The following is a 21,346-nucleotide window of genomic DNA, read 5'->3' on the forward strand; positions in this document are numbered from 1 at the left end:
GTTCTGTACTGACATCTGGATGCCGCGCCTCTGACCTGCGTGTATGCATGCCACTTTACACGGTGAACGGTTTGCGGATACTATGCGCGCCGCTTCGGCTCCGTTAGCGTCTTCGGTGTACCCACTCGCCGCACGTGCCGGAGCCACAATGACCACCCCCACCCCCTCTTCGCCCGCCTGGTTGTCCGTGGCTGAAGTCGCCCGGACCTACCGATTGCCGCCGCGTACCGTCCACGACCTCGTCGCTGCGGGCACCCTGCCCGGTTTCAAGGTTGGCCGCGGTATCCGTATCCCCGTCGCACAGCTCGACGAGCGCATCCGCGGCGCAAAGGTCATTCACCGAATGAGCTACGCCGCTTCCGCTGCGGAGGCTCCGCCCTTGACTGCCGCTCAGCGCGACCGTTTGCGGACCCTGCTCCGGCCCGACAACACCCTGTGAACCGAAGCTCGCTGCGGTGCGGCCACCGCCAGCGTCAGGCAGACGCCAGGACCACGGCGACCCTCGCCGGGGAGCCGGGCGACGAGTCTGCGACCGTTCACGCCGTGGTGCGCGGCGGCGCGGTTGTCGCCAACGTTGACGGCGCTCTCCACGCCTGGGCCACGACATCCGACCCAGCGCACGACGTCGTACTTCTCCTGCGGGCGAAGGGCTTACGCCCTCTCGAACCGGTAGTTCTGAGCGGAGACGCCTCTTTCACTTGCCGACTGAGCCCGGTGTGCGCGCGCTCCGTGCGCGCGGAGTACCGGCGCCGATCTGCAGCCCGGCGGCGCATCCCCGTTGGCGCATTGATCCCGATCAGGCTGGCAACGTGACGCCCCGCACTTCCACTGTCCGCAGCGCAACCAGTTGGCGCGTCGATCTGGGCGCAAGTCTGAACGCACCGTCCCATGAGGAGAACTTCTTGATGACGCCCATCCCCTCGCTTGCCAGCCTTGATCACTCGGTCGGTGACCACCAGTGAGCGTCGAAGCGATGTCCGCTGTCCTGCACCACTCCCGGGCAACTCGCACCGCCAAAGTCGTCCTGCTGGGGATCGCAAATCACGCTGGCGATGGCGGCGCATGGCCGTCCATCGCGACGCTCGCCAAGTATGCGAATGCTGACGAGCGAACCATCCGGCGGGCGCTCCGAAGCCTTGAGGCGTCCGGCGAGGTAGTCACCCGTATCAAGGCCGGAGGCACTCCCGGCTTCTCGGACTACTGGCGAACCAACCTCTACGAGGTCACCGTGACCTGTCCCCCGTGCTGCGACCACACTACTGCGCACCGGTGCACAGCCGGCGCGACATGCACCACGCACAGCACTGCACGTCGCGCTGACGCAGGGGGCTATGCGGAGGGAGGGGTCACTAGTGACCCCAGCTCAGGGGGCGCGTCGACCCCTACCCCGGGGGTCCTGACGCCCGCTAAACCGTCCGATGAATCACACAATGAACCGTCATCCGCTCCGGTCGGGCATCACGCTGGCCCGTCGGGCGATCGTCGCGCCGCCGCGAAGGCCCATGTGACGCGCTTCGTTCAGGCCGCCCATGACTTGGGCTTCACCCGGAATGAGATCGAGCGAGAGATCGGTCTCCTCGGTCGGTGCGCCAGAGTTGCGATCGACGCTGGAGCGACGGACGAGCAGGTTGCGGACGCCGTAAGCGCGACACTCGCGTACCTCGCCGAGGACCGACACGCGGACGTGCTCACCGCTTTTAGCGGCCTGATTGAAGCGTGGCGCCTGGCACCGTGACGATCGCGTACGGCCTGGACTGTCGTGCACCCGCGCTCACCTTCCGACTCGTTAGCGCAGGAGCTACGCTCACGTCAGTCCAGTGAGAGGGGTCGATAGGTGAGCGAGCAGCCCGGGAACGTGGGGATGGAGCCGCCGCCCGACACGTCGTGGATGGCCAGCGAAGAAGTTCGCGAGGCGCCGCGTGACGCAGTGGCGTCCAAGGCGCTGAGGGAGCCGAACGCCGGCACGTGAGCACTCAGGGCCAGACCTACTACGAGTACGTGCTCGCCGAGTTGGCTCGAGAGCATGAGAGGCGCTCATCGGCGCAGTCTCGCGCTTCTTCACTAGGAAGTTTCGGCAGCGGTGCGGTCGCTCTAGCGACCGCGGCCCTGACGCTCAGCCTCGGTAACGACTACCGCGTCTCCGCGTGGGGTTCGGCCCTGCTCGCTCTAGCGCTTGGTGCGTTCCTCGCCTCCACGGTGATGGCCGTGCATGTCTTCGCCGTGGGGCAGCGCTACGAGGTGTCGAACGAGTGGACCCTGCGAGAGTTGCTGACGTCCCACTGGACAGACAGCGAGCCGGCGGCGCGCAATCACGTCGCCAGCGCCGCGGTGTCGACCCTCATTGCGCTCCGCAGCGGCAACAACGGTGGGGCGGACCGCCTGGCCGTCGCTGGCTACCTCCAGGCGGGCGGCTTAGGGCTACTGACTGCCGTTGTCGTCGTCGAGTACGCCCACATGCTGAGCCAGTAGCCCTCCAACCCGATCGGGAGCGTTCCGCTCCGCGACGCTAGCGACCGACTCGAACAGGATGAGGTCGTGAGCACCGCACAGCCGACCAGAGTCGACCTTCACGCAGCGAAAGCAATGCTCGAGGAGCTCATCGCTCAACTCGAACCTCGGGCAGCCGAGCGCGCGTACCTGACAGGCGCAGTGGACGCGCTCGCCCTGCTACTTCGGGGCACGCCGCAGGAGAACTCCGGCCAGATCGACTGACCTGGCGTACACCAAGGGTTCCCTTGTTGTATGCTCGACGCATGGCAAGACGCCCCAACACCGGACGAACCCGCGCGCTGGCACTGGCATACCTCCGGGTCTCGACAACCGAGCAGGCCGATCTCGGGGCATCGCTCGACGCGCAGCGGACGGTTCTCGCAGCTGAGGCCAGACGTCGAGACTGGGACATCGAGTTTGTCAGCGACGCAGGCACTTCCGGAAAGGTCGCCCCGGCGAAGCGCGACGGCTTAGGCCCAGCGCTCGAAAGACTCGACCGCGGCGAAGCTGATGCCTTGCTCGCCGTCCGTCTCGACCGAGTCTCGCGCTCGGTTGCGGACTTCGCGGCGCTCCTCGACCGGGCGCAGAGGCGCGGTTGGGGCGTTGTCCTTCTGTCGCCTGCGCTCGACCTTGCGGACCCGTCTGGGCGGTTCGTGGCCAATGTCCTTGCGAGCGCGGCGCAGTACGAGCGAGACCTGATCGCCGCCCGAACCCGCGAGGGCATGGCGCAACGGCGCGCCGAGGGCGTCCACCTGGGGCGCAGGTCTGCTGTGCCCGAGGACGTGAGGCGCAGAATCATCGCTGCGCGCGCGGCGGGCACCGCGTACGCGAAGATCGCCGATCAACTAAATGCCGACGGGGTGTCCACCGGTCAGGGGGCGCGACACTGGTACCCGTCTTCGGTGCGCGCGGTGGCGCTCGCACAGGCGCGATGAGGGCGTAGGTGCCATTTCTGCCATGCTCTACGCGCACACGCGCGAAGTAGGGGCGCACAACGTACGTGAATGGCAGGCGATTTGCAGCGCCGGCAGCAAGTCACCTCGACGCTTCACGCGGTGAGGTCAATCTGCGAGCCAGCTGCGACCATGCGCGGAGTACTGGAGGTGGCCGTTGGAACTGCCGACTACAGCAACAGACATTTCGATCGCGCAGCATGGACACGCGGGGCTGCCCACGCGACAGCCCCCTCCCGGGTCGTTCCCCGCGCCCCCGCAATCAAGCCTCTATCTTCCGCTTCGTCCGGCGACAGAATGCCGACTCAGTAAATGCTGCGCGGTGAACCCGAAGTGATCTAGCAACTGAGCAGTGCGCGCTGGATCGCGAAAAGCATCGTCCTGCGCCAGCGCCGTTGCCAATTTCGCTAGCGCGTCCCTCGTCGCAGTGAGCGTTTCCAACGTTATCACGCGGCATCTCTGCGGCATGGCGGCTTTGCTGTCAAACGTGGACCACGGGTGAACCAAGACAGGCGTTCCTGTCGCCAACGCATACTGCTCCTTGAACCAATCCATGGAGTTCGAGAGCTGCTTAGCATCATCCTTATAGACGGGGTGCTCCTTTGCGCCGCTCTTGTCTTCGATCACGAGGAAAGATCCGTCATTAAGTGCCCATAGGTTGTCGGGGCCGCGACCGATCTCCCGCTCCGGCCGCTGACCAGCGAAACCGAGGTGGAAAGCGAGGTCCTGCATCGCGGCTTCGAACTGCTCGGTACGCGGTCCCCAATTCAGGTCGCTGAGGAGGGCATTGAACCCCAGCCGGAGCTCTCCGCCACTTGAGTAGCGCCCCTGCAACCAGGAAGATGCTGCAGCACCCTGCTCATGAGTAGGTGTTCCCAACTTGGCATAAGAGACACCAGTTGCCGGACGCAACAGCGCCCGGTTGTTCTCGTTCGCGGCTCTCTGCGTCGACTGGGCTGCGATGGGATCTACGGAGTGCTCGTACATCGCCAACTCCTGCAAGAGCTGCCCCCGCAACACCTTATCCGCATTGGTCGCTGTCAGCGCCGGCTGAAGCTTGTCAGGCGCCTCGTCGAGCCGGCCACTGGCGGCGGCATCAAAAGCCGCTCGTCGGGCGATCGTTACCTGGTCGACACTCGAGGTGGTGTAGCGCAACGTGGACAGGCGCGACCGAGTCGCTGCCAGCCAGCCCGTGTCGCGCCCCAAAACTTGGTCGATCACCGCCCGGAGCTCCTCCAACCCTTTCCCTCGGATCGCCGCCGCGACTTCGCGGGACAACTGCATTTGCGCCCGGGTGGCGGGAGACAGGGCTTCCTCCGCTCCAGCACGCAGCAGGCGCTCCGTCAGCCGCGAGCCGAGGAGCAATACAACACAATGGTCGTCATTCGACCGGACCGCCCGGCCCATCCCCTGTTCGATGCGCTGAATCTGTCGACGTAGAAGCGCGATTGACCCTGTGAGTTGCGCCTCGTCGAGTCGATCGAGCCCACCTAGCGCCTCAGGCAGCCCATCGACCACAAGAACGTGACAAGCGTCGTCCGGAAGGTCCACGCCGTCGTAGCGATTTACTAAAACCACGAGACCGATCCGCGGGTTTGCCCGTAGCCTCTCGATCCCCGCTTTGATCGAATCCTTGTCTAGAACTTCCGCCCCAAGCTTCTCCCACACCTCGGCGCGGTTCTTGCTGGGAACGATCACGACGACGTTGCGCTGCTGAGCGATCTCCGCGACGAGCCCCCTGACCTCATCCGCCGTCGCATCTGGTACCACCTCCTCAGGCATGAGTATCAGACGGTCCCCGATGTCGCCCGCGTTCGCAGGGGCGACCGGCGAGATAATCGTCGCCGGGTCGGCGTCAAAATCTTTCACCAACACACCGTCGTCCGCCAGCGTCGCTGTGAGATACACGCGCCGCCTCGCCTTCGCAAAGCCGGTGACCACATCGATCGGGAGGTGGTCGGGAGCAATCTCGACACCGTCTGCGGTGAAGACGGCTCGGCACCACGGGAGAACGTCGACAATCAGTGGCCACGAGAAGCAGTACGGCGCCGCGTCGGTGATCGGGTGAACGATCTCGAGGACCTCACGCTGGCGGTCCTGCCAGACCCAGTACGGCACTTGTAATAGCGCGGACCGCCGGCCAGCGGCGAGATCAAGCATGCCATTTTGGCTCTGCTGCTCGAGAGTTCCGCTGAACAAGTCAAGAAGCTGCTTGTGAGCGGGGCTATCGGCAGGGATCTGCAATCGGAAGACCTCTTCGGCCCTAGCGATGCACGTGTGAGCATCGTCGATGACCACGGTGCCCAGCTCGAACCGCGGCGCCTTCGGGGAGGACCCGCCAACCCCAAAGACAGACTGACCGTTCACCAGCTTTTGAAATACGTCCACCAGGATCGCGCGCTTGGCTTTGAAATCGTAACTGTCCGCGTCTGCCGTGACGTTAATTCCCAGCGCGGCGGCTTCTGACCTTACTTGTTCAGCGAGGTAGTGATCTGGCACCAAGTACGCAACCGGGCCTTGCCCTTCTTCCAAAGAACATTGGGCAATGAGGAGACCCACCACCGTCTTGCCGCCGCCGGTGTTCAGCTTCACGACCAGGTCACGCTCGGCCCGCCGTGCTGACCACTGATCGAGGATTTGGTCCTGCGGTCCGCGCAAGTATTCGTATCCGCGGCGACGCGGAAGGGCCGCGAACACGTCCCGTGGATGACGGGGTTGCTCATCTGACGGTCCCGCTTGCTCGAACCTCGAGAAGTCAATACCCATGATCCCCCCCCGCTGCGGCTTCACTGCCGGACGCTCGGAGTGTATGAGCATCGGCGTCGTCGTGAGTGAGTAGTGCGCGACCATCTTCAGCCCGGCAGGGTGAAATTCGTGGCGCCAGACCTCTCTAGCCCGTCGGGACAGCAGCAGCCACGCACCGACCGTGCGGGTACGAGAACGACGGGCTGGCGCTGAACGACCAAGGGGCTGCGGCGATTCGGCGCGGCTACGAGGTGGTGACGGAGGTAGTGCGGCCCCACTTGCCGCGGAAGGGCCACCAAGGCACGGCTGAGCAACCCTCACTGAGCGTTGCTGTGGGTGGTTCGGTGCATAGTCCGGGGCCATGAGCACACCCGCCCCGCCGACCCCGGATCCTCCGGCCGCCCTCGCACTGGCCATCGCGCTCGCTGACCTCCAGTACTTGCACAGTGCGCTCATACGACCGAACGACCCGACGAGCGGCTGGCTGTTCGTCCAGTGGGCTGTGATGACCTCCTACGAGGCGCGGCCCCACATCGCCGCAGCAATCGGGGTCAAGCAGAGCGCCGCCGCGTGGGACGTCGACATGGCGACCGCTGCCCGCATGGCGGGGAAGTTCTTCGACGACAAGAAGCGCACTATCGAGGATCTGGCCGACTACTTCGACCGCCTGCGCGCTAGGAACCGTGAGCAGTTCTTCCCGGCCGATCGCCCCTTCGGCCGAACATTCGACTTCCTGCGCACCGACCTAAGCGTTCTGCTCTACGACGACATCCCGATAACGACCTCGATCGGTGGGTTCTTCTCCATCGGCGCCAGCCCCGACGAGTCTCTCGCGTCCACTGCGCTGGGTCCCCGGCTGGCGAAGTTGACCGAGGAGGTCGGCAGACTGATGCGCCAGCTCAACGCCGAATTGACGCATGCCGGACCGGTGCCGTTCGAGGCAAGTCGCTTCGCAGCGAGAGATGTCAACACCGGCAAGCTCAGCGACACGGTCTTCGAGGGCATGTTCGACACCGCGATGGCCCTGGCGATGCTGACGATCCAGGGTTCGGCCCGCGCGGCTCACCACCTGTCGCACAGCACGTGCTGTGCGCTGTGTGTCTTCGCGGCGCTGAAGCACCGCTACGTCGTGGCGTACCAGGCCCTGGTCTCGCTGCGCCGCTTGCGTACGGACTCCGCACTGCCGCCGTCCGCCCGCACGATCATCGACGCCGTGCTCGACACCCCCGAGTGCGCTCACATGCTCACGGACGGATACCGGCGCCTGCGCAACGGCTGGCTACACCTCGGGTTGAGCGACGTCCCGCACGACGGCAACACGCTCTACCTGTCACAGATGATCGAGCACTACACCGGCGGCGAATCCGTCGCTCGAGTGGTCGCAGTCACCGACACGGCGCTCGGCGTCGTCGCAACCGCACTCGACGAATGGTGCATGCGCCCTAAGATCGCGTCAAAGCCCTTGGCATCGATCCTGCACGTGCCCCACTGAGCACTGATTCGACCGCGCGAGCAGGCCCGACTGACGCTCATTCAGTCACCGGATCGTGGTCCCCAGGGCGTCGACCGCCTCCATCCAATCTGGCGGCTCTTCGTCAAGAGTCCGGCCCGTGCTGGACATCCTGATGGCGACGTCTCGCGGCTCGGGCAGCCTCTCCGGGATCAGCGTCGCGTCGTCGGGGTGATGGAACAGCCACTCGGTTGAGTTGCGGATGGTGCCTTCGTTGAGCGAGCGTGCAATGGCTGTCGTGCCGACCTGCTGCGAATCGCAGGCTCCCGAACGGATCTTCTGGACAGGGACGTTGTTGTCCATGAAGGGCTCTGGGTCACCCATCACGAGGGCGACCTTCCGGGTCAGGGCGATCGTGATGCCCTTAGCGTTAAGGAAGCCGACTCCCATCGAGGACGGGGCCTCGGGGTCTCGCACGAGGCACACCGGGGAGTCGGAGGTGATCAGCGAGCGGCGATCGAACGTCACTAGGCACCAGGGTCGCCCGACGATGTACGGCAGGAGCGAGATCGCGTCCTCGAACATTTGCTCGATGTGCGCCGCCTTCGCCCACGGAAACGGCGGGCCGTCGGGGCTTGTCGCCCGCTTCCAGACAGCGTTCAACTCCACGTCCGTGAGCTTGCTTGCCGTGTGGCTCTCCAGGGCCTCGCGCAGCGCCGGCTTACCGTTCAGTGCGATCTCCATCCGGCGCATCTGGCGAGCGAGGTACTCGACGGTCCGACGCTGGATGGGCGTGCGCACCATCTGCACCGCGAGGTAGAACCCGAGCCAGGTGCGGTCCTCCTGCCCGAGCGGCCATGACCCGCTGGCGGCCTGCCTGATGGCTTCGGCAGCGGCGCCTTCGATCTCGCCGAGCGCCTTCTCGACGACGTCCTCGCCGTCCGGGTGCCCCTCCACGCTGTAGAAGTCCGTCACGACCGATGCGTGCCTGACCGACTGTGTGAAGCGTCGCGATCCCGGGAGACGCACAGTGGTGATGCGCTCACCGTCCGCGAATCCCCGTAGGAAGAACCGCGGCACCGTGTGGTGCCGCCTCGCGATCTCCGCCGATCCGCCCTCGTTCACGGCACAGACGGTAGACGACGATTCCGACACCGCGGCTGAACTGGGCGTCCGCTACTGGGCCGCCGGCGTCGGTTCGTGTAGCCGAAGGTTGGCCAGCGCCGCACCGACATCCTCGGCATGCGGCAGGACAAGACCGTCATGGCCGCTGGGGAGGCCGCGCAATTCGGCGACCGCCTTGGCGCGGTCGGCGGCCAACTCGACGCCTCGGTCGCCGCTCTCTGCCCACCACCGATCCACGGCGTCGCTCTCTGCCCGATCCGCCCATTCCGAAGCGATCTTGGCGAGGTAGGCGTCAGCGGTAGCGACGCGGACGAGTGCGGGCCATACATCGCCCGGATCTGCGACGGCCAGCTTCTCGGCGCGGGAGCGGACCTGTAGCGCAAGCGGGTGGGCTGCACCGAGTTCGTTGGCCACGGCGGCCCACTGCGCAGCCACCGCACGCGTCACCGGTACCGCGTCGCCCTCCTGGGCCCGAACGCCGACTGCTACGGCGTCCTCTGCCGCGGAGTGCAGTTCACCAACCGCCGAACACCGGTCCTCGATCGCGCGGGCGTAACGATCGGCGGACTTGCTGGCGCGAACAGCTGCGAACGACTCCGTCGGATGCTCGCGCTGGTTCGTCGCGAGCGCAGCGAGCACATGCGTCAATAGACGGCGGTCGTCGTCCTGCGAAGAGATCTGCGCCATCGCTGTGTTCCTCCCTGAGCTGTCCTCGCGACGAACCCGCTCGCGGGTGGCGATCACGGTAGGCAGCGGCCCCCGACGGAGCCCGGTGTCGCGAGAGCGGTCAGTACATGTAGTCGTCGGGCACCGCTTCGAAGAGTCCTTCGACGTAGTCCTCCGTCACCGCAAGCATGTTGAGTTGCTCGTCGAGCAGTTTCGCGAGGGCCGGGAAGTCGGCGTTCTCCTGGGTGTCGGGCAGTTGGCGTGCGTAGCGAAAACTCATGCCGGTGCTGTCTGCTTCGTGCAGCAGCGCGATGGTCGAGATCACCTCGGCGGGGAACTCCTCCTCCAACTCCAGGGCGTTGAAGTGCTCCAGCAACTCGTCGAGAAGCGGTTGGAGCTTGTGGCCGTGTTCGAAGCGCAGGCGACGCGCGACCGTTTTCGCTGCGAGCTTGGGGTTGTCAGGTTCGCGGTACCGGCGTCGGGTGCGGGCGAGGTACTTGATCACGTGCTTGAGCCGAAGCTCATACGCGTGCCGGTAGAGCAGCAGGAACGGTAGAAGGATCGTGTCGTCGATTGGGTTTCCGCGGAACGTCGAGGCCAGCCTGTTCGCCGACTCGTGGTACGCCAACGCGTAGTCGTCGTCCCGCTGGTAGGGGTACCGCACGATCAAGTTGTCGTACGACGTCGAGGGCATCTCCAGCAGCAGACGAATCGGCTGCGATTCCTCTGCGTCGGCCTCGGGTTCGTCTGGAACTGCCATGCTGCGAAGGTACTCCGAGTGCCGGGTTCTGCGGGGCTCGCAACGCGTGCACCATGGCGCTGATTCGCGAGGTACGTCGTGACCTCGGTACCGCGCCCCCACCCAGCGACGTATCTCATCGACGACTGGCTCCCCTGCGACGACCCGGCGTGCGTGAACGGGAGCAACCCCGTGTGCGACGTCGACCACCGGCCCGCGTGCATACTGCGGCGGCTGCTCCTCTGCGACCCGTGATCGACCGTCGCGAGCCTCTGACGTGGCCAGACGTCAGCCCGTAGGCTCGGCAGCATGGATCGGCTTGGGCGGGGGTGGGGTGCCGGTGGTTGCGCAGACTGAGAGCCCCGTCACGCCTGACGTCGTCCGGTGGGCAATCACCGAGGACGGCCGCACCCGGGAGGCCCTCGCGGACGCGCTCCACGTCTCCATACACGAGCTCGACGCGTGGCTGATGGGGAACAGCTCGCCGTCGCGCGGACAGGTCTCCGACCTCGCGCGGGTGCTGCGTCGTCCCCGCGCACTGTTCTTCCTTCCGGCCGCTCCGGAGCAAGCGACGACCCCGCCCGCGTTCCGGCACCCGCCGGGCGACACCCGAGACGTGGGTACCCGCACGCTGCGCGCGTACCGGCGAGCGCGTCGAGTGCAACAGGCCGTGGCCTGGGCTCGCGGTGGACACACCATCGACATGCCCATGGCGTCCAAGTCGGCCCCACCCGAGCGCGCAGCCGCCCAGATCCGTGCGTGGCTCGGCGTCTCCAATGAAGACCAGTCCGGCTGGGGCGACGACCGCGCTGCCCTGGCCGCCTGGAGGGCGGCACTCGAAGAGCGCGACGTTCTGGTCTTCTCGCTGGAGATCGGAGAGGACGAGGTTCGCGGTTTCTCGTCGTGGGACGCCGTCGCCCCGATGCTCGCCGTCAACGTCAGCAGCGTCACGCCAGCGGCGCGCATCTTCACGCTAGGTCACGAGCTCGCGCATCTCGTGTTGAGGAGCGACGCCGCGTGCATCGATCAGCCTCCGACCAACGGGAGCGCAACGAGACGCATGGATGATGCCGAACGGTGGTGCGAGGAGTTCGCGGCGGCGCTTCTCATGCCGCGGGACGCCGTCGCCAGCGTCGCACGGGAGCGTCGCTTCGCGTCGCCAGCGGGTATCGCGGAGGTCAAGGCCCTGATGTCAGCCTTCCGCGTCAGTGCTCGCGCAGCCGCTCTCCGGCTCATCGACTTGGGTCTCGCGGAGCGTTCTCTGTACGGGGCCGTCATCACTCAGTTCGCGCCGAAGAAGAAGGAGCCGGCCAAGACCACCAACTTCCGCCGCCCGTCCCGATCGACGAGCCGGATCCGCGAGTACGGCGGTCGCACCCTCGCCACGGTCCTGTCGTCAATCCCGGAGACGGACGCGATGTCTGTGCTGCGAGTGGACTGGGACGACGTCCGTAAACTTGCCGACGAGGTTCCTGGTGTCCGCGCATCCTGACTCGGCGCTCAGCCGAGTCTGCGTGATCGACTCAAGCGCGATCATCGAGGCCAAGAAGTTGGTCCCTCTTGCTCGCCAGTGGGAGTTCTTCGAGGGCCTGACGACGCTCCTGCGCGCCGGCGTGATCGCGTTCCCAGCACAGGTGCGGTCCGAACTGGTGGCTGTGAAGTACCCGGACGCACCGGGCGCATGGATCGCCGGGCACCGTGGAGACCTGCGGCATCCCCAGCCCGGGGATGCCTTGCTTACACAGGTCCTCGGCGTCGCCCCAAAGCTCGTCGACGTGTTGAGCGAAGACGAGGCCGCCGATCCGTACGTGCTCGCCATGGCTCTCGCGATCCGAGAGCGGCATGCTGGTGTCGACGTCGTCGTCGCCACCAGCGACTATGTCGATCGCCTGCCGCTGAAGTCGTCGCTCGCGTCGGCCTGCGACCTGATGGACGTCGAGTGGATGAAGCCGGCGGAGTTCTTCGAGTGGGCCTGGGACGAGATCGAGTGGCGGACGGCCGCGACTGAGATCGACGTCGAGAACGAGATGCCCGACGAATACGACGATGCGTTCGCCGAGACGTCACCGGGCGACCCCCTCTGACCTTCGGGCAGCTGCGTGCCGAGTTCGCACGAGCGACCGTGAAGTGTCGCAGCGGCGCCGGGCCGCCTCCGGTCCGGGACGGTCATGCCCCATCCTGCATGTACGGCTCGTCACCACCTCTAGGCGGGGGCACCGGAGACGAGCGCAACCATGTCTCCCCGCAGTCGAAGCACTCGTAGTCCCCTGAGTCCTGACCGAGGAGGATCTCGCGCCGATAACGCGGGTGCGAGCAGAGCGGCTGCCCCTTGGCGATCCACTCATCCCGAGCCTTCTGGGCCTCGCTCCTCCACCTCATGTGGTGACGCTATCGATCGTGCCGAGGTGTCCGGATTACCCTCGCGTCGCCGACGCCTCGCTCCTCGGGGGCTGGTTTTGATGCTAGCACCGTCTGGATCGCGGCACGGCGGGCGCGGATACGCCGTGGCGCTTCCCGATCGGCGGTCCCGTTGGTGCGAACGCCCGCCTATCAGGCCCGGCGACGCGGAGCGTGTCGCGCTCGCGGAGCGCCTCAGAAGGTGCGAGCCCTGCAGCGTCACGTCCTGCGCACGGGTCGATCGTCGCCTGTCGGCGTCGGGTATCCGGAGGCGTCTCGTTGTTCGGTCGCGGCAACGTACGGCGCAGGCTCAACACCTTGTCGCCAGACGTCACCGCAATGGACCCATGCCGCACCCAACCGCCACCGGCTGTCGCGCATCTCGACCCGCACCAGCGTCCTGGTCCAGCCCAGCGCGACCGTGTCCACGAGCTCGACGCCGTCATGCTCCCACTCGAGCCGGACAGTGACGAGAATGGGCAGGTCGGCGTCTGTTTGGGCGCGCAGCGGCGGCACGTCGTAGCCGTTGGCGAGACCCTGCCAGCGCGGGGAGCGCCAGTGCTGCGCGACGCCGCGCGCCGCGGCGACGTCGGCGCTCGCGGTGCTCATGGGGTCATGGTGACTCTCGGGTACGACCGCTAGGCCGTTTGGGTGCTCCCCGTGGGCGGCCGATGAGACGGTGCCCGCGGCGCAGCCGGCACCGGGTCGGCTTGCACCCCAGGAGGTGGGTTGGATGTTTCGGACGATCGTTGCCGGTGTGGTGGGATTGGTTGCTCGCGTAGCACTTGCGCTCCTTGCCGCCGTGCTGACGGCATGGGTAGCGATGGCGGTGCTGCACTACACCGCCGGAGCACTGATCGCACGGCCGTGACCGTCGCATCGCGGGCGGCGTTCCCAACGACGGGCGCTGCACGCGACCCCGGTGGACGGTCGAGGGGACCTGCGAAGTCAGCATGACCTCGTATCAGGGCCCTCTCGCCATTGGACAGCCCTCCCGGTGACCTGGCCACGGATCTTCACCTCGAGATCGAGATAGTCCCGTGCCGGCCACGCACTTGAGTGATCCGGTCACCCCGGCACGTCGGTGTACCGTCTCCGTCGAGCGTCCGCCGCGACGCGCGGCGGGAGGGGGACGACGATGACGTCGTCAGATGAAGGAGCGGGCACTTGGGAGCGCGCCGCCTGGGCGCTCCGCCTCGATGCCGACGATCGGCCGGAGATTGCACCGCTGCCGAACGACTGCTGGCTGACCCAGCTCGGACTGAAGGGGCGTTTCGCTGACACGCCCAAGTTCGATGACGTCCGGGAGGGCCGACCGCCGGAGTACGACGTGTCGACGATCCGAGGCCAGCTCACCATCGAGGAGGCTGCGATGTGGGTTGTGGCCCGACCGGCACAACGGAAGGACGCCGTTCGTTCCTTCCATGGGGAGCGTCTGACTGAGGCCGAGTACGTGTACTGGTCCTCACCAACCGAGGCCATCCCTGGACATGCGAGCGTCGGTAGCCCCGTACCAGGGGCAACTCAACCGGTCGAGTGCCGACGATGGTGGTCCAGAGAGGGGCATGTAACACTGACAGAAGTTGCCGCACGTAGTAGCACAGAGGCGCAAGGAGGAGAGTAGATGAGACCTCGGTCGACCCGACGCGCCTTCGAGCAAGCGTACTCATGGATGAATCAGCCGCTCGGCAAGGTGCACATCCTCCGCTACATCGGCTCACAGCCGCTACAGGCGCTGATCGAGAGCCCTGGTGGCGCCGTGCTCGTCTGGTGTTTTGACTACGACCTCGACACAGGTGTCAGGCGCGAGCTCATCGTCTTCCTCACGGACGACGAGGTAGAAGCTGTCCTCGCGCGCGACGCGACCCGCGTGGGGATGCTCGAGCCGATCCGTCACAAGATGCGGTTCCGACATGGGTACGTGGCGCTTCGCGCTGGCGACAACGAGCAACGCGACGATGCCATCACTGAGTTCATGGTTCCTCTTCGGGGTTCCGAACATGACTTCTTCAGTGAACTGATGCGAGCGACTCGCGACCGAGCTGCCAGCGCGACTTCTCGACGGCGACCTCGAATGGATCACGCGTGGCGGAGCGGCGGCGAAGTGGTCGTCGTGGCGACCGCCGCTGGACTCCGGCCAGAGCGTGGGCGCCGTGGGCTCGAGCCCGCGGTCCTACGCCACAGCGAGCGGGTTGAGCGCGAGTTGCAAGACGCCTGACCGCCTCACTCGGCGCGCTTGCTGACGCCTGATCTAGTCGCGCGCCGCGTCGCTCAGCACTGGGCGTCGCAGTTGTGGAAGTCGATCCTCGACGCGCATGAGATTCCCCTCGTTGAGCGCGCAGGGATGCGGATCCGACGATCGCGGGTCCGGGCGCGACCTGACGGCTCAACTCTGGCACGTGGACCCCGACCGCCGCATCGGACGCAAAAGTGTCAGGTGTACTCGACAGGTCCGGCGTGTCTCATCCATGGCCTGCGGCGTGTCGGCCCCTCGGCCCACCGTCCCCGGGCATGGCACCTCACGCGGTCGACTGGTCCCGCTGGCGGCCGGCGCGCGGCGGTTGGGTGCCTGTCGGCCCAGACGCCTGTCCGCGCGGTCACGTGTGGGCGCAGGACGGCCCCACGCGGCCTCGGCAGGGCTGGGGTCGCGTGCACGTGCAGCCCTGCCCGGGGTCACACCCCGTGGAAGTGCCCAGGGTGCGGGGCGATGAGCGCGGCGGGGTGCCGGGACGTAACCCAGTGGTTAGCGCACGGCGTGCCGGCCGGCACCACCCTGACTGACCGGGGGGCGTGCTAACGCTGCTCACGACGACGAGCAGGATCACCCTCGGCGTCGCCGCAGGGTGTCGGAGCCGTCGAGTAGGTTCCGAGCCGGTTCGTACATCGGTCGTAAGAGGGTGAAGCTCAGTGGCGCGTTACTGGTGGGTCAATCAGGGGCAGTCGTTCAAACCCGAGCGCGCTCAGGGCATCCTTTGGGCTCCCCTGAGGACTGCGAGCGGTAGGACGCAACCGCACTGGGAAAGCATGGATCATGTTGCCGTCGGCGACGCGGTGCTCCATTACGCCGGGCAGACCGTGCTTGCCGTCAGCACCGTAACCACGGCCGCCGTGCCGAGCAGGCGTCCAGACGCTCTACCGTCCGAGATGTGGGAGCAGGACGGTCGTCTGGTTCGGGTCGACTACCGCGACGCAATCCGTCCCGTCCATCGCAACGAGCTGCCCCCGGGCTGGCGCACCCGTGAGCCTTCTGATGGGCCTTTCAAAGTCGACGGGGAAGTCAAGGTCGGGTACCTCTGGCCGCTTTCGGACACGTTCTTGCAGGACTTCCAGCGGCAGTTCGGTGACCGATTCCCGGTTGAGAACCATCCGCTGGCCCCCGACGCGTTCGTCCCTGCCGAGGCTCGCGAGTCGGCAGGGGACCTTCTTCGACGGCTCATCGGCGTCCCGCTCAGGACTGTGGCCGGGGCAACGAACACCGTCCTGGGTGTGCGGGGGGACAGTGCGATCGTCGCCACGGGCCGGTCGCCGAAGGGGCAACCAGTGCCGGTTCGAGATGTGCAGCGGGCCCTTGACCTCCTAGTGGAAGCTGGCTCAATCACGATCCACCCCGAAGACGTCGGCTACCGCAGCGCGTTCATCGGGGCCGCGCTCTCGACACTGCCGGGTGCTCGCATCTCGGGCGACTCGCCTCCCGAGCTCCGGCTCGTCGGCAATTTCTCTTCGGGTGTCGACGCTGCAACAGAAGCCACGCGAAGTTTAGGGGACTTCACTTTTCAGGGAGACCTTTCCGTGCCGGTCCTCGGTGTGGCGCGTGGAGAGCAGGGCAAGCTCCGCCAGAGGCTGTTCGGGAGCGCCACGAGCGCGAACTGCGCCGTGTGCGGTGAGCGGTTCCCCGTGCGCTTTCTCTGGGCGGCGCATATCAAGAAGCGCTCCGTGTGCAGTGACGACGAGCGCAGAGACCTCGGCAACATCGGGATGCCGGCGTGCGTCTTCGGGTGCGACGCGCTCTATGAGAGCGGCTACGTGGGTGTCGACGAGAGCGGGCATGTACGGGTCTCGTACGCCGACGAGCCGGCGGTGGCCGAACGCCTGGCCGGCCTCGAAGGGCGCGGCTGCCTGGCCTTCTCCGCGAAAAGTTCGGCGTACTTTGCCTGGCACAGAACGAACGTATGGCGGGGGCTTCCCTGACACAGGTCAGCGCCTCGGCGCGTTCCGGCACCGGTCGACGCTCGGCCGGTGCCATGCTCGGGTCATCACCGCCACGCGGCGGCGCGAGGGAAAAAATGGAGCGGCCACCCCGATGAACACACCGAGTCAGCCCGCACAGCGGCGGTCCATGTCTGAATTCCTAATGGCGCATTATGTGCAAGCCGCAGTCAGTGTCTCATTCGGACTTGCAGCCATCAAACTTCTCGCAGTATCGAACTACGACGTGACTGTTGCTGGGACCATCTTGTCCACTCGCGGCTGGGTGGTGACAACCTTCGCGGTGTGGATTCTTGTCCTACCGTCATTGCTTGTGCTTGGAGCGGCCAACGCGTGGGCATATCGGGCTGCATTTCTGGAAGCGAAGATCCCGCTAGGACCGATGCTCACTCATCTACCGAGCCTGATTCCTGCACTCTTTTTAGGATTGATGTTCATACAAGACTGGCTGGCTTTTGTTTTTAACGTCGTTACCTTTATTGCGTTCGTTTGGGTGGACACTTTGTTTCGGCGCAGGGCTAGGAAAAGTAGCGACGCCCAGGCATTGCCGCCTAAAGAGTTCGTGTCGCACCGTGGGAATGAAATCGCCGTGTCACTGCTGCCGGTTATGCTCGTGACGCTCCTTAATGCCACCGCAAGCGACAGGATGTGGCTGCCACTGGAGTCAGTTGACACATCGGCTAGCAAGGCTATGGCGGGCTACGTGCTCCAGATTGATGACACGTGGACGACACTTCTGCAGGAAGACACGCGAGCACTGCTCGTCGTGAAGTCAGACACGGTGCTGACTCGAACGGTTTGTCAAAGCAAGACCACTCCCCTGCCAGTGCTGCGGGCCATCGCTGAGCGGGCGCGCCCCCCTGCACCGACCCCCGATCCGTGCGAAAAGATTGCAGCACCATCCGGCGGCAGTTCTTCGTCATGACGCCACCCGCCGGGCAAACTTCCATCGCATCGGCTCTCATGCTCAGGCGAAGTAGCGGGTACAGCGTGGCGACACACCCTGCGTTGGGGAGGCGTGCCGGCCCTTCTACTACTCAAGCACCCGCGCGGCCCGTCCACCCGTCCCCCGGTCCTGGTCCCGGGTGATGCCTTGAGGGCCGCCAGCTCCGTCTGTGGGGCGTCGTGCGGCGTTCGTGTTCGATCCAGGACCTCGTCGCGCTGGAACACGGGCCACTGCCGCGCTGGGGCACCTTTAGTGTCAGGCTCCCGTACTCGACAGGTCGAGGCGTCGCCCCGAGGTCTTGAGCATCTGCTCGACGAGGTCGCGGACCTGCCCCTCGGTCAGGATCGTCGTGGTGAGCTCGGGCTCCCCGCGGCGTGCCACGAACACCTGCTCCGGGGAGTTGATCCAGATCTCCTCGACCTCCGGGTCGTCGAGGTAGCGCTGCAGCGGGCCGAGGCCGGCGACCGCGTCGAGCACCGCCTTGAGCGCCGCTGGCGGGTCGGCGAGCACCGGGACCGAGCCGAGCAGGCTGCGCTCGTCGTAGTCCGCGAGGACGTCGGCCACGAGCGCCTGGACGCCGCGCCGGTCCCGCAGCGGGTCCAGCCCACGACGGCGGATGAGCGCGCGCACCTCGGTCTCGAGGATCTCGACCCCGTCCACCTCGCCACCCCCTGCCGTCGCCGCGCTGCGCCGCCTCGACAATAGGGAGGATCCGGACACGCTGTCGCCGGTTGTCCACACCCCGGATCGCACGCTCGGGTGCGCCGGCGCGGACGCCGCGACAGCGGAGCGCCCGCACCCGCCCGGCCCGCTAGCGTGGTGACGTGAACATCCCAGCCCCGTCCGGACGTCAGTACCACCTCGCGCGCGGTGACCAGCACGCCACGATCGCGGAGGTGGGCGCCAGCATCCGCGAGTACTCGGTGGGTGGCCGCGACGTCGCGCTCCCGTTCGACAAGGAGCAGATCGCGCCCGCGTACTCGGGTGCCGTCCTCGCGCCGTGGCCCAACCGCCTGACCGACGGGCAGTACACGTTCGACGGCGTCGAGCACCAGGTCCCCGTCAACGAGCCGGGGCGCATGACGGCGCTGCACGGGCTCGTCTCGCACGCGCGGTTCACGCCCAGCAGCCCCGTCTCGGACACGTCCGTGACGCTCGAGCACGAGATCGTCCCGACGCTCGGTTACCCGTTCCCGGTGCGCGTGCGCGCGACGTACGCACTGACCGACGAGGGGCTCGAGGTGCTGGTCACCGCGACGAACCTCGGGCAGCAGGCCGCGCCGTACGGCGTCGGGTTCCACCCGTGGCTCTCCCCCGGCGAGGCGTCGGTCGACGACTGCACGATCCAGGTGGACGCCGCGACGCGCGTGCTCGTCGACGACCGCCTCCTGCCCACGGGCACCGCGCCGCTCGGCGCCGACGACGACATGCGCACGCCCCGCCCGCTCGCCGGCTTCGCGCTCGACGACGCGTTCGTGGACGTCGTCCGCGACGACGACGGCCTCGCCTGGATCAAGCTCGCCTCGCCCGACGGCCGCGCGTCCGCGGTCTGGATGGACGACACGATGGACACGTGGCAGGTCTGCACGGGCAACGACATCCCCGGGATCATGCGCCGCGGCGTCGCGTGCGAGCCCATGAGCTGCATCGCGGACGCCTTCCGGACCGGCGAGCGCCTCGTGCGCCTCGAGCCGGGCGCGAGCCACACCGTCCGCTGGGGCATGCGCCTGCTCTGAGCGCCGAGCCGCGCAGCACCTGATACGGCAGGGACGCGGGGACGGGACGATCCCCGACCCGCCCCGCCCCCGCCTCCCCCGACGCGTCGCATGTCCGGACGCCGCTCCTCTCGACCCGTCGGACGGCAGGATGCGCGCATGACACGAGGCACGCTCCACCACGTCGAGCTGTGGGTCACCGACCTCGGGGCCGCGGAGGCGAGCCTCGGCCGCCTCCTGCTGCGGCTCGGGTACACCGAGGCGCAGCGGTGGCCGACCGGCGTGCGGTACGAGCTCGGCGAGACCTACCTCGTCCTCGACGCCGGCCCCGACGTCACGGGGCCGCACGAGCGCACGCGTGCCGGCCTGAACCACCTCGCGTTCCACGCGGGGAGCGCCGAGGACGTCGACGCACTCACCGAGGCCTCGCTCGCGGACGGCTGGACGCTGCTGTTCGCCGACCACCACCCGTTCGCGGGCGGCCCGCAGCACCGCGCCGCCTACCTCACGGACCTCGCCGGCTTCGAGGTCGAGCTCGTGGTGAGCGACGGGACGACGCCGGCGTGACACCGCCCGTCCGCTGCGCCCGCGCGGGTCGTCGGACGCCGGCGGGCCGGCGTCAAAAGCCGAGCCCGGTGTCGAGTGCCGCCTGCCCCTGCTCGGGCGAGGCGAAGGTGTCGCTCTCCACGGTGATGTTCGACTGGACGGGCTCGCCCGCGAGCACCTGGTCGACGACGTCCACCACGACGTCGCCGAAGAACGGGTTGTACTGGGCGACGAAGCTCAGGTCGCCCGCAGCCAGAGCCTGGAGCGCGCCGGTCGTGCCGTCGATCGTGGCGATCTTCACGTCGGTGCCCGGGTCCAGGCCGGCGGCGGCGACGGCCTGGACCGCGCCGATCCCCATCTCGTCGTTCTGGGCGAAGATGAGCTGGAGGTCGTTCTCGTGGGCCTGGAGGACCGCCTCGATGACGGACCTCGCCTCGTCGGTCTTCCAGCTGGCCGTCTGCGCACCCACCTTGGTCAGGCCCGGAGCGGTGCTCACGATGGCGTCGAAACCGTCGTTGCGCTCCTGGACGACCGACAGGCCGGGCACCCCCTCGAGCACGAAGTAGTTCCCGCCGTCGGCGAAGGTCTCGACAGCCCACAACCCCACGGCGAGCGCGACCTTGAAGTTGTCGGGCGCGACGCGGGCGGCATAGAGGTCCTCGCTCGCGTCGACGCCGCGGTCGACCAGGACGACCGGGATCTCCGCCTCCCGGGCGCGCCCGAGCGAGGCCTCCCAGCCCGACGCCTCCGTGGCGGTGAGCAGGATGACGTCCACCCCGTCGTCGACGAACGTGGCGAACGCGTCCAGCTGCGACGCCTGGTCGCTGGGGCTGGCGGCGGGCGCGTACCTGAGCTCGAAGCCCGCTCCCGCGGTGAAGGCGTCCTTGACCGCCTGCTCGTTGGCGTTGCGCCACCCGCCCTCCGGACCGACGGCGACGAACCCGACCGTCGTCAGCCCGTCCCCGCCGGCGTCGCCGAGCGTCTCGTCGTCCGCGCCGTCACCGCCGGCGCAGGCGGCGAGAGCGAGGACGACCGCCCCCGCCACGACGGCGCCGAGCGCGCACCGGACCCGCTCCCTGCCTGCCACATCTCCTCCTCGAGACCGCACGGCGTCCCACGCCGGTCGTGCGCCGGCGGCGTCCCCGCGGGCACCGGTGAGTGTGAGCGCTCACAAACGGACAGAGGCGGACAAAACCGTTTCACTCGCCGAACGGGCCACAGCGTGAGACTCCAGGGACGGGTTCGCGCCCGAGCGCCGTCGGCCGCGCGATGATCCGCCGGCTCGGTCTCGCGACTGGCCCGCGCCGTGACGCCCGGTCGTGAGGTCGTGCTCGGCCTCACCGGCGCGTCTCGCCGACACGGCGGCTC

The 21,346-nt window shown here is 67.3% G+C and carries 21 protein-coding genes and 2 pseudogenes; 15 read left to right on the forward strand and 8 right to left on the reverse strand.

Annotated features, from left to right (window positions below; translation table 11 throughout):
* Nucleotides 1-148: 148 nt before the first annotated feature.
* Nucleotides 149-439 (forward strand): helix-turn-helix domain-containing protein, encoded by a 291-nt coding sequence (locus tag AB6N24_RS08635; protein WP_412868993.1) that lies wholly within the window; start codon nucleotides 149-151, stop codon nucleotides 437-439.
* 534 nt (nucleotides 440-973) lie between these two features.
* Nucleotides 974-1,138 (forward strand): annotated as a pseudogene (locus AB6N24_RS08640) (helix-turn-helix domain-containing protein); the annotation flags it as partial.
* A 300-nt stretch (nucleotides 1,139-1,438) separates the two neighbouring features.
* Here the strand turns inward: AB6N24_RS08640 and AB6N24_RS08645 are convergent.
* Complete coding sequence (locus AB6N24_RS08645; RefSeq protein WP_412869020.1) at nucleotides 1,439-1,678, reverse strand: hypothetical protein; 240 nt, start codon at nucleotides 1,676-1,678, stop codon at nucleotides 1,439-1,441.
* 156 nt (nucleotides 1,679-1,834) lie between these two features.
* On the opposite strand from AB6N24_RS08645, the gene AB6N24_RS08650 reads away from it, so the two are divergent.
* The 4 genes from AB6N24_RS08650 to AB6N24_RS08665 all read left to right on the forward strand — a co-directional run bounded on the left by AB6N24_RS08650 (nucleotide 1,835) and on the right by AB6N24_RS08665 (nucleotide 3,425).
* The gene (locus AB6N24_RS08650; RefSeq protein ID WP_412868994.1) at nucleotides 1,835-1,969 is read left to right on the forward strand and encodes a hypothetical protein; all 135 of its coding nucleotides are present in this window, start codon (nucleotides 1,835-1,837) and stop codon (nucleotides 1,967-1,969) included.
* Nucleotides 1,966-2,469, forward strand: a complete 504-nt coding sequence (locus tag AB6N24_RS08655) for a hypothetical protein (RefSeq protein ID WP_412868995.1) — start codon at nucleotides 1,966-1,968, stop codon at nucleotides 2,467-2,469. Before AB6N24_RS08650 ends, AB6N24_RS08655 begins: the two co-directional genes overlap by 4 nt.
* 66 nt (nucleotides 2,470-2,535) lie before the next feature.
* Nucleotides 2,536-2,712: a hypothetical protein gene (locus AB6N24_RS08660; protein ID WP_412868996.1), complete on the forward strand. Its 177-nt coding sequence runs from the start codon at nucleotides 2,536-2,538 to the stop codon at nucleotides 2,710-2,712.
* A gap of 41 nt (nucleotides 2,713-2,753) precedes the next feature.
* Nucleotides 2,754-3,425 carry a recombinase family protein gene (locus tag AB6N24_RS08665; RefSeq protein WP_412868997.1) on the forward strand — a complete coding sequence of 224 codons (672 nt, stop codon included), beginning with the start codon at nucleotides 2,754-2,756 and terminating at the stop codon, nucleotides 3,423-3,425.
* Nucleotides 3,426-3,713: 288 nt separating this feature from the next.
* Here AB6N24_RS08665 and AB6N24_RS08670 read toward each other — a convergent pair whose 3' ends face one another.
* Entirely contained in the window at nucleotides 3,714-6,644 is a 2,931-nt protein-coding gene (locus AB6N24_RS08670; RefSeq protein WP_412868998.1) for a DEAD/DEAH box helicase, read from the reverse strand.
* On the opposite strand from AB6N24_RS08670, the gene AB6N24_RS08675 reads away from it, so the two are divergent.
* On the forward strand, nucleotides 6,550-7,680 hold the full coding sequence (locus AB6N24_RS08675; protein WP_412869021.1) for a hypothetical protein: 1,131 nt from the start codon (nucleotides 6,550-6,552) through the stop codon (nucleotides 7,678-7,680). The two genes, AB6N24_RS08670 and AB6N24_RS08675, sit on opposite strands and share 95 nt — an antisense overlap.
* Nucleotides 7,681-7,725: 45 nt before the next feature.
* On the opposite strand, the gene AB6N24_RS08680 is transcribed toward AB6N24_RS08675, so the two are convergent.
* The 3 genes from AB6N24_RS08680 to AB6N24_RS08690 all read right to left on the reverse strand — a co-directional run bounded on the left by AB6N24_RS08680 (nucleotide 7,726) and on the right by AB6N24_RS08690 (nucleotide 10,189).
* Nucleotides 7,726-8,793 carry a DUF4238 domain-containing protein gene (locus AB6N24_RS08680; protein ID WP_412868999.1) on the reverse strand — a complete coding sequence of 356 codons (1,068 nt, stop codon included), beginning with the start codon at nucleotides 8,791-8,793 and terminating at the stop codon, nucleotides 7,726-7,728.
* Between the two features lie 21 nt (nucleotides 8,794-8,814).
* Nucleotides 8,815-9,450, reverse strand: a complete 636-nt coding sequence (locus AB6N24_RS08685) for a hypothetical protein (RefSeq protein ID WP_412869000.1) — start codon at nucleotides 9,448-9,450, stop codon at nucleotides 8,815-8,817.
* A 100-nt stretch (nucleotides 9,451-9,550) separates the two neighbouring features.
* Nucleotides 9,551-10,189: a hypothetical protein gene (locus AB6N24_RS08690; RefSeq protein WP_412869001.1), complete on the reverse strand. Its 639-nt coding sequence runs from the start codon at nucleotides 10,187-10,189 to the stop codon at nucleotides 9,551-9,553.
* Nucleotides 10,190-10,508: 319 nt separating this feature from the next.
* Between AB6N24_RS08690 and AB6N24_RS08695 the strand changes: the two genes are divergently transcribed.
* Nucleotides 10,509-11,660, forward strand: a complete 1,152-nt coding sequence (locus AB6N24_RS08695; protein WP_412869002.1) for an ImmA/IrrE family metallo-endopeptidase — start codon at nucleotides 10,509-10,511, stop codon at nucleotides 11,658-11,660.
* 22 nt (nucleotides 11,661-11,682) lie between these two features.
* Entirely contained in the window at nucleotides 11,683-12,252 is a 570-nt protein-coding gene (locus AB6N24_RS08700) for a DUF4411 family protein (RefSeq protein ID WP_412869003.1), read from the forward strand.
* Nucleotides 12,253-12,784: 532 nt separating this feature from the next.
* On the opposite strand, the gene AB6N24_RS08705 is transcribed toward AB6N24_RS08700, so the two are convergent.
* Complete coding sequence (locus AB6N24_RS08705) at nucleotides 12,785-13,174, reverse strand: hypothetical protein (RefSeq protein ID WP_412869004.1); 390 nt, start codon at nucleotides 13,172-13,174, stop codon at nucleotides 12,785-12,787.
* Between the two features lie 124 nt (nucleotides 13,175-13,298).
* On the opposite strand from AB6N24_RS08705, the gene AB6N24_RS08710 reads away from it, so the two are divergent.
* The 4 genes from AB6N24_RS08710 to AB6N24_RS08725 all read left to right on the forward strand — a co-directional run bounded on the left by AB6N24_RS08710 (nucleotide 13,299) and on the right by AB6N24_RS08725 (nucleotide 17,696).
* Entirely contained in the window at nucleotides 13,299-13,436 is a 138-nt protein-coding gene (locus tag AB6N24_RS08710; protein ID WP_412869005.1) for a hypothetical protein, read from the forward strand.
* A gap of 801 nt (nucleotides 13,437-14,237) precedes the next feature.
* Nucleotides 14,238-14,783, forward strand: coding sequence for a hypothetical protein (locus AB6N24_RS08715; RefSeq protein WP_412869006.1), 546 nt, complete (start codon nucleotides 14,238-14,240; stop codon nucleotides 14,781-14,783).
* 806 nt (nucleotides 14,784-15,589) lie between these two features.
* The gene (locus tag AB6N24_RS08720; RefSeq protein ID WP_412869007.1) at nucleotides 15,590-16,753 is read left to right on the forward strand and encodes a hypothetical protein; all 1,164 of its coding nucleotides are present in this window, start codon (nucleotides 15,590-15,592) and stop codon (nucleotides 16,751-16,753) included.
* 148 nt (nucleotides 16,754-16,901) lie between these two features.
* Nucleotides 16,902-17,696 (forward strand): hypothetical protein, encoded by a 795-nt coding sequence (locus AB6N24_RS08725; RefSeq protein WP_412869008.1) that lies wholly within the window; start codon nucleotides 16,902-16,904, stop codon nucleotides 17,694-17,696.
* A gap of 288 nt (nucleotides 17,697-17,984) precedes the next feature.
* On the opposite strand, the pseudogene AB6N24_RS08730 reads toward AB6N24_RS08725, so the two are convergent.
* A pseudogene (locus tag AB6N24_RS08730) lies at nucleotides 17,985-18,377 on the reverse strand (CpaF family protein); the annotation flags it as partial.
* Between the two features lie 164 nt (nucleotides 18,378-18,541).
* Here AB6N24_RS08730 and AB6N24_RS08735 point away from each other — a divergent pair.
* Complete coding sequence (locus tag AB6N24_RS08735; protein WP_412869009.1) at nucleotides 18,542-19,453, forward strand: aldose 1-epimerase family protein; 912 nt, start codon at nucleotides 18,542-18,544, stop codon at nucleotides 19,451-19,453.
* A gap of 138 nt (nucleotides 19,454-19,591) precedes the next feature.
* Nucleotides 19,592-19,999: a VOC family protein gene (locus tag AB6N24_RS08740; protein ID WP_412869010.1), complete on the forward strand. Its 408-nt coding sequence runs from the start codon at nucleotides 19,592-19,594 to the stop codon at nucleotides 19,997-19,999.
* 52 nt (nucleotides 20,000-20,051) lie between these two features.
* On the opposite strand, the gene AB6N24_RS08745 is transcribed toward AB6N24_RS08740, so the two are convergent.
* Complete coding sequence (locus AB6N24_RS08745) at nucleotides 20,052-21,065, reverse strand: substrate-binding domain-containing protein (protein WP_412869011.1); 1,014 nt, start codon at nucleotides 21,063-21,065, stop codon at nucleotides 20,052-20,054.
* Nucleotides 21,066-21,346 lie beyond the last annotated feature (281 nt).

The organism is Cellulomonas jepli (assembly GCF_047229345.1).
Taxonomy (GTDB): Bacteria; Actinomycetota; Actinomycetes; order Actinomycetales; family Cellulomonadaceae; genus Cellulomonas_A.

Coding starts and splice junctions, on each gene's coding strand:
- AB6N24_RS08635 (WP_412868993.1), top strand. CDS start 149: ATGACCACCCCCACCCCCTCTTCGCCCGCCTGGTTGTCCGTGGCTGAA.
- AB6N24_RS08665 (WP_412868997.1), top strand. CDS start 2,754: ATGGCAAGACGCCCCAACACCGGACGAACCCGCGCGCTGGCACTGGCA.
- AB6N24_RS08675 (WP_412869021.1), top strand. CDS start 6,550: ATGAGCACACCCGCCCCGCCGACCCCGGATCCTCCGGCCGCCCTCGCA.
- AB6N24_RS08670 (WP_412868998.1), bottom strand. CDS start 6,644: ATGAGCGCACTGTGCAAGTACTGGAGGTCAGCGAGCGCGATGGCCAGT.
- AB6N24_RS08685 (WP_412869000.1), bottom strand. CDS start 9,450: ATGGCGCAGATCTCTTCGCAGGACGACGACCGCCGTCTATTGACGCAT.
- AB6N24_RS08690 (WP_412869001.1), bottom strand. CDS start 10,189: ATGGCAGTTCCAGACGAACCCGAGGCCGACGCAGAGGAATCGCAGCCG.
- AB6N24_RS08705 (WP_412869004.1), bottom strand. CDS start 13,174: ATGAGCACCGCGAGCGCCGACGTCGCCGCGGCGCGCGGCGTCGCGCAG.
- AB6N24_RS08710 (WP_412869005.1), top strand. CDS start 13,299: ATGTTTCGGACGATCGTTGCCGGTGTGGTGGGATTGGTTGCTCGCGTA.
- AB6N24_RS08715 (WP_412869006.1), top strand. CDS start 14,238: ATGAATCAGCCGCTCGGCAAGGTGCACATCCTCCGCTACATCGGCTCA.
- AB6N24_RS08720 (WP_412869007.1), top strand. CDS start 15,590: ATGGATCATGTTGCCGTCGGCGACGCGGTGCTCCATTACGCCGGGCAG.
- AB6N24_RS08725 (WP_412869008.1), top strand. CDS start 16,902: ATGTCTGAATTCCTAATGGCGCATTATGTGCAAGCCGCAGTCAGTGTC.
- AB6N24_RS08740 (WP_412869010.1), top strand. CDS start 19,592: ATGACACGAGGCACGCTCCACCACGTCGAGCTGTGGGTCACCGACCTC.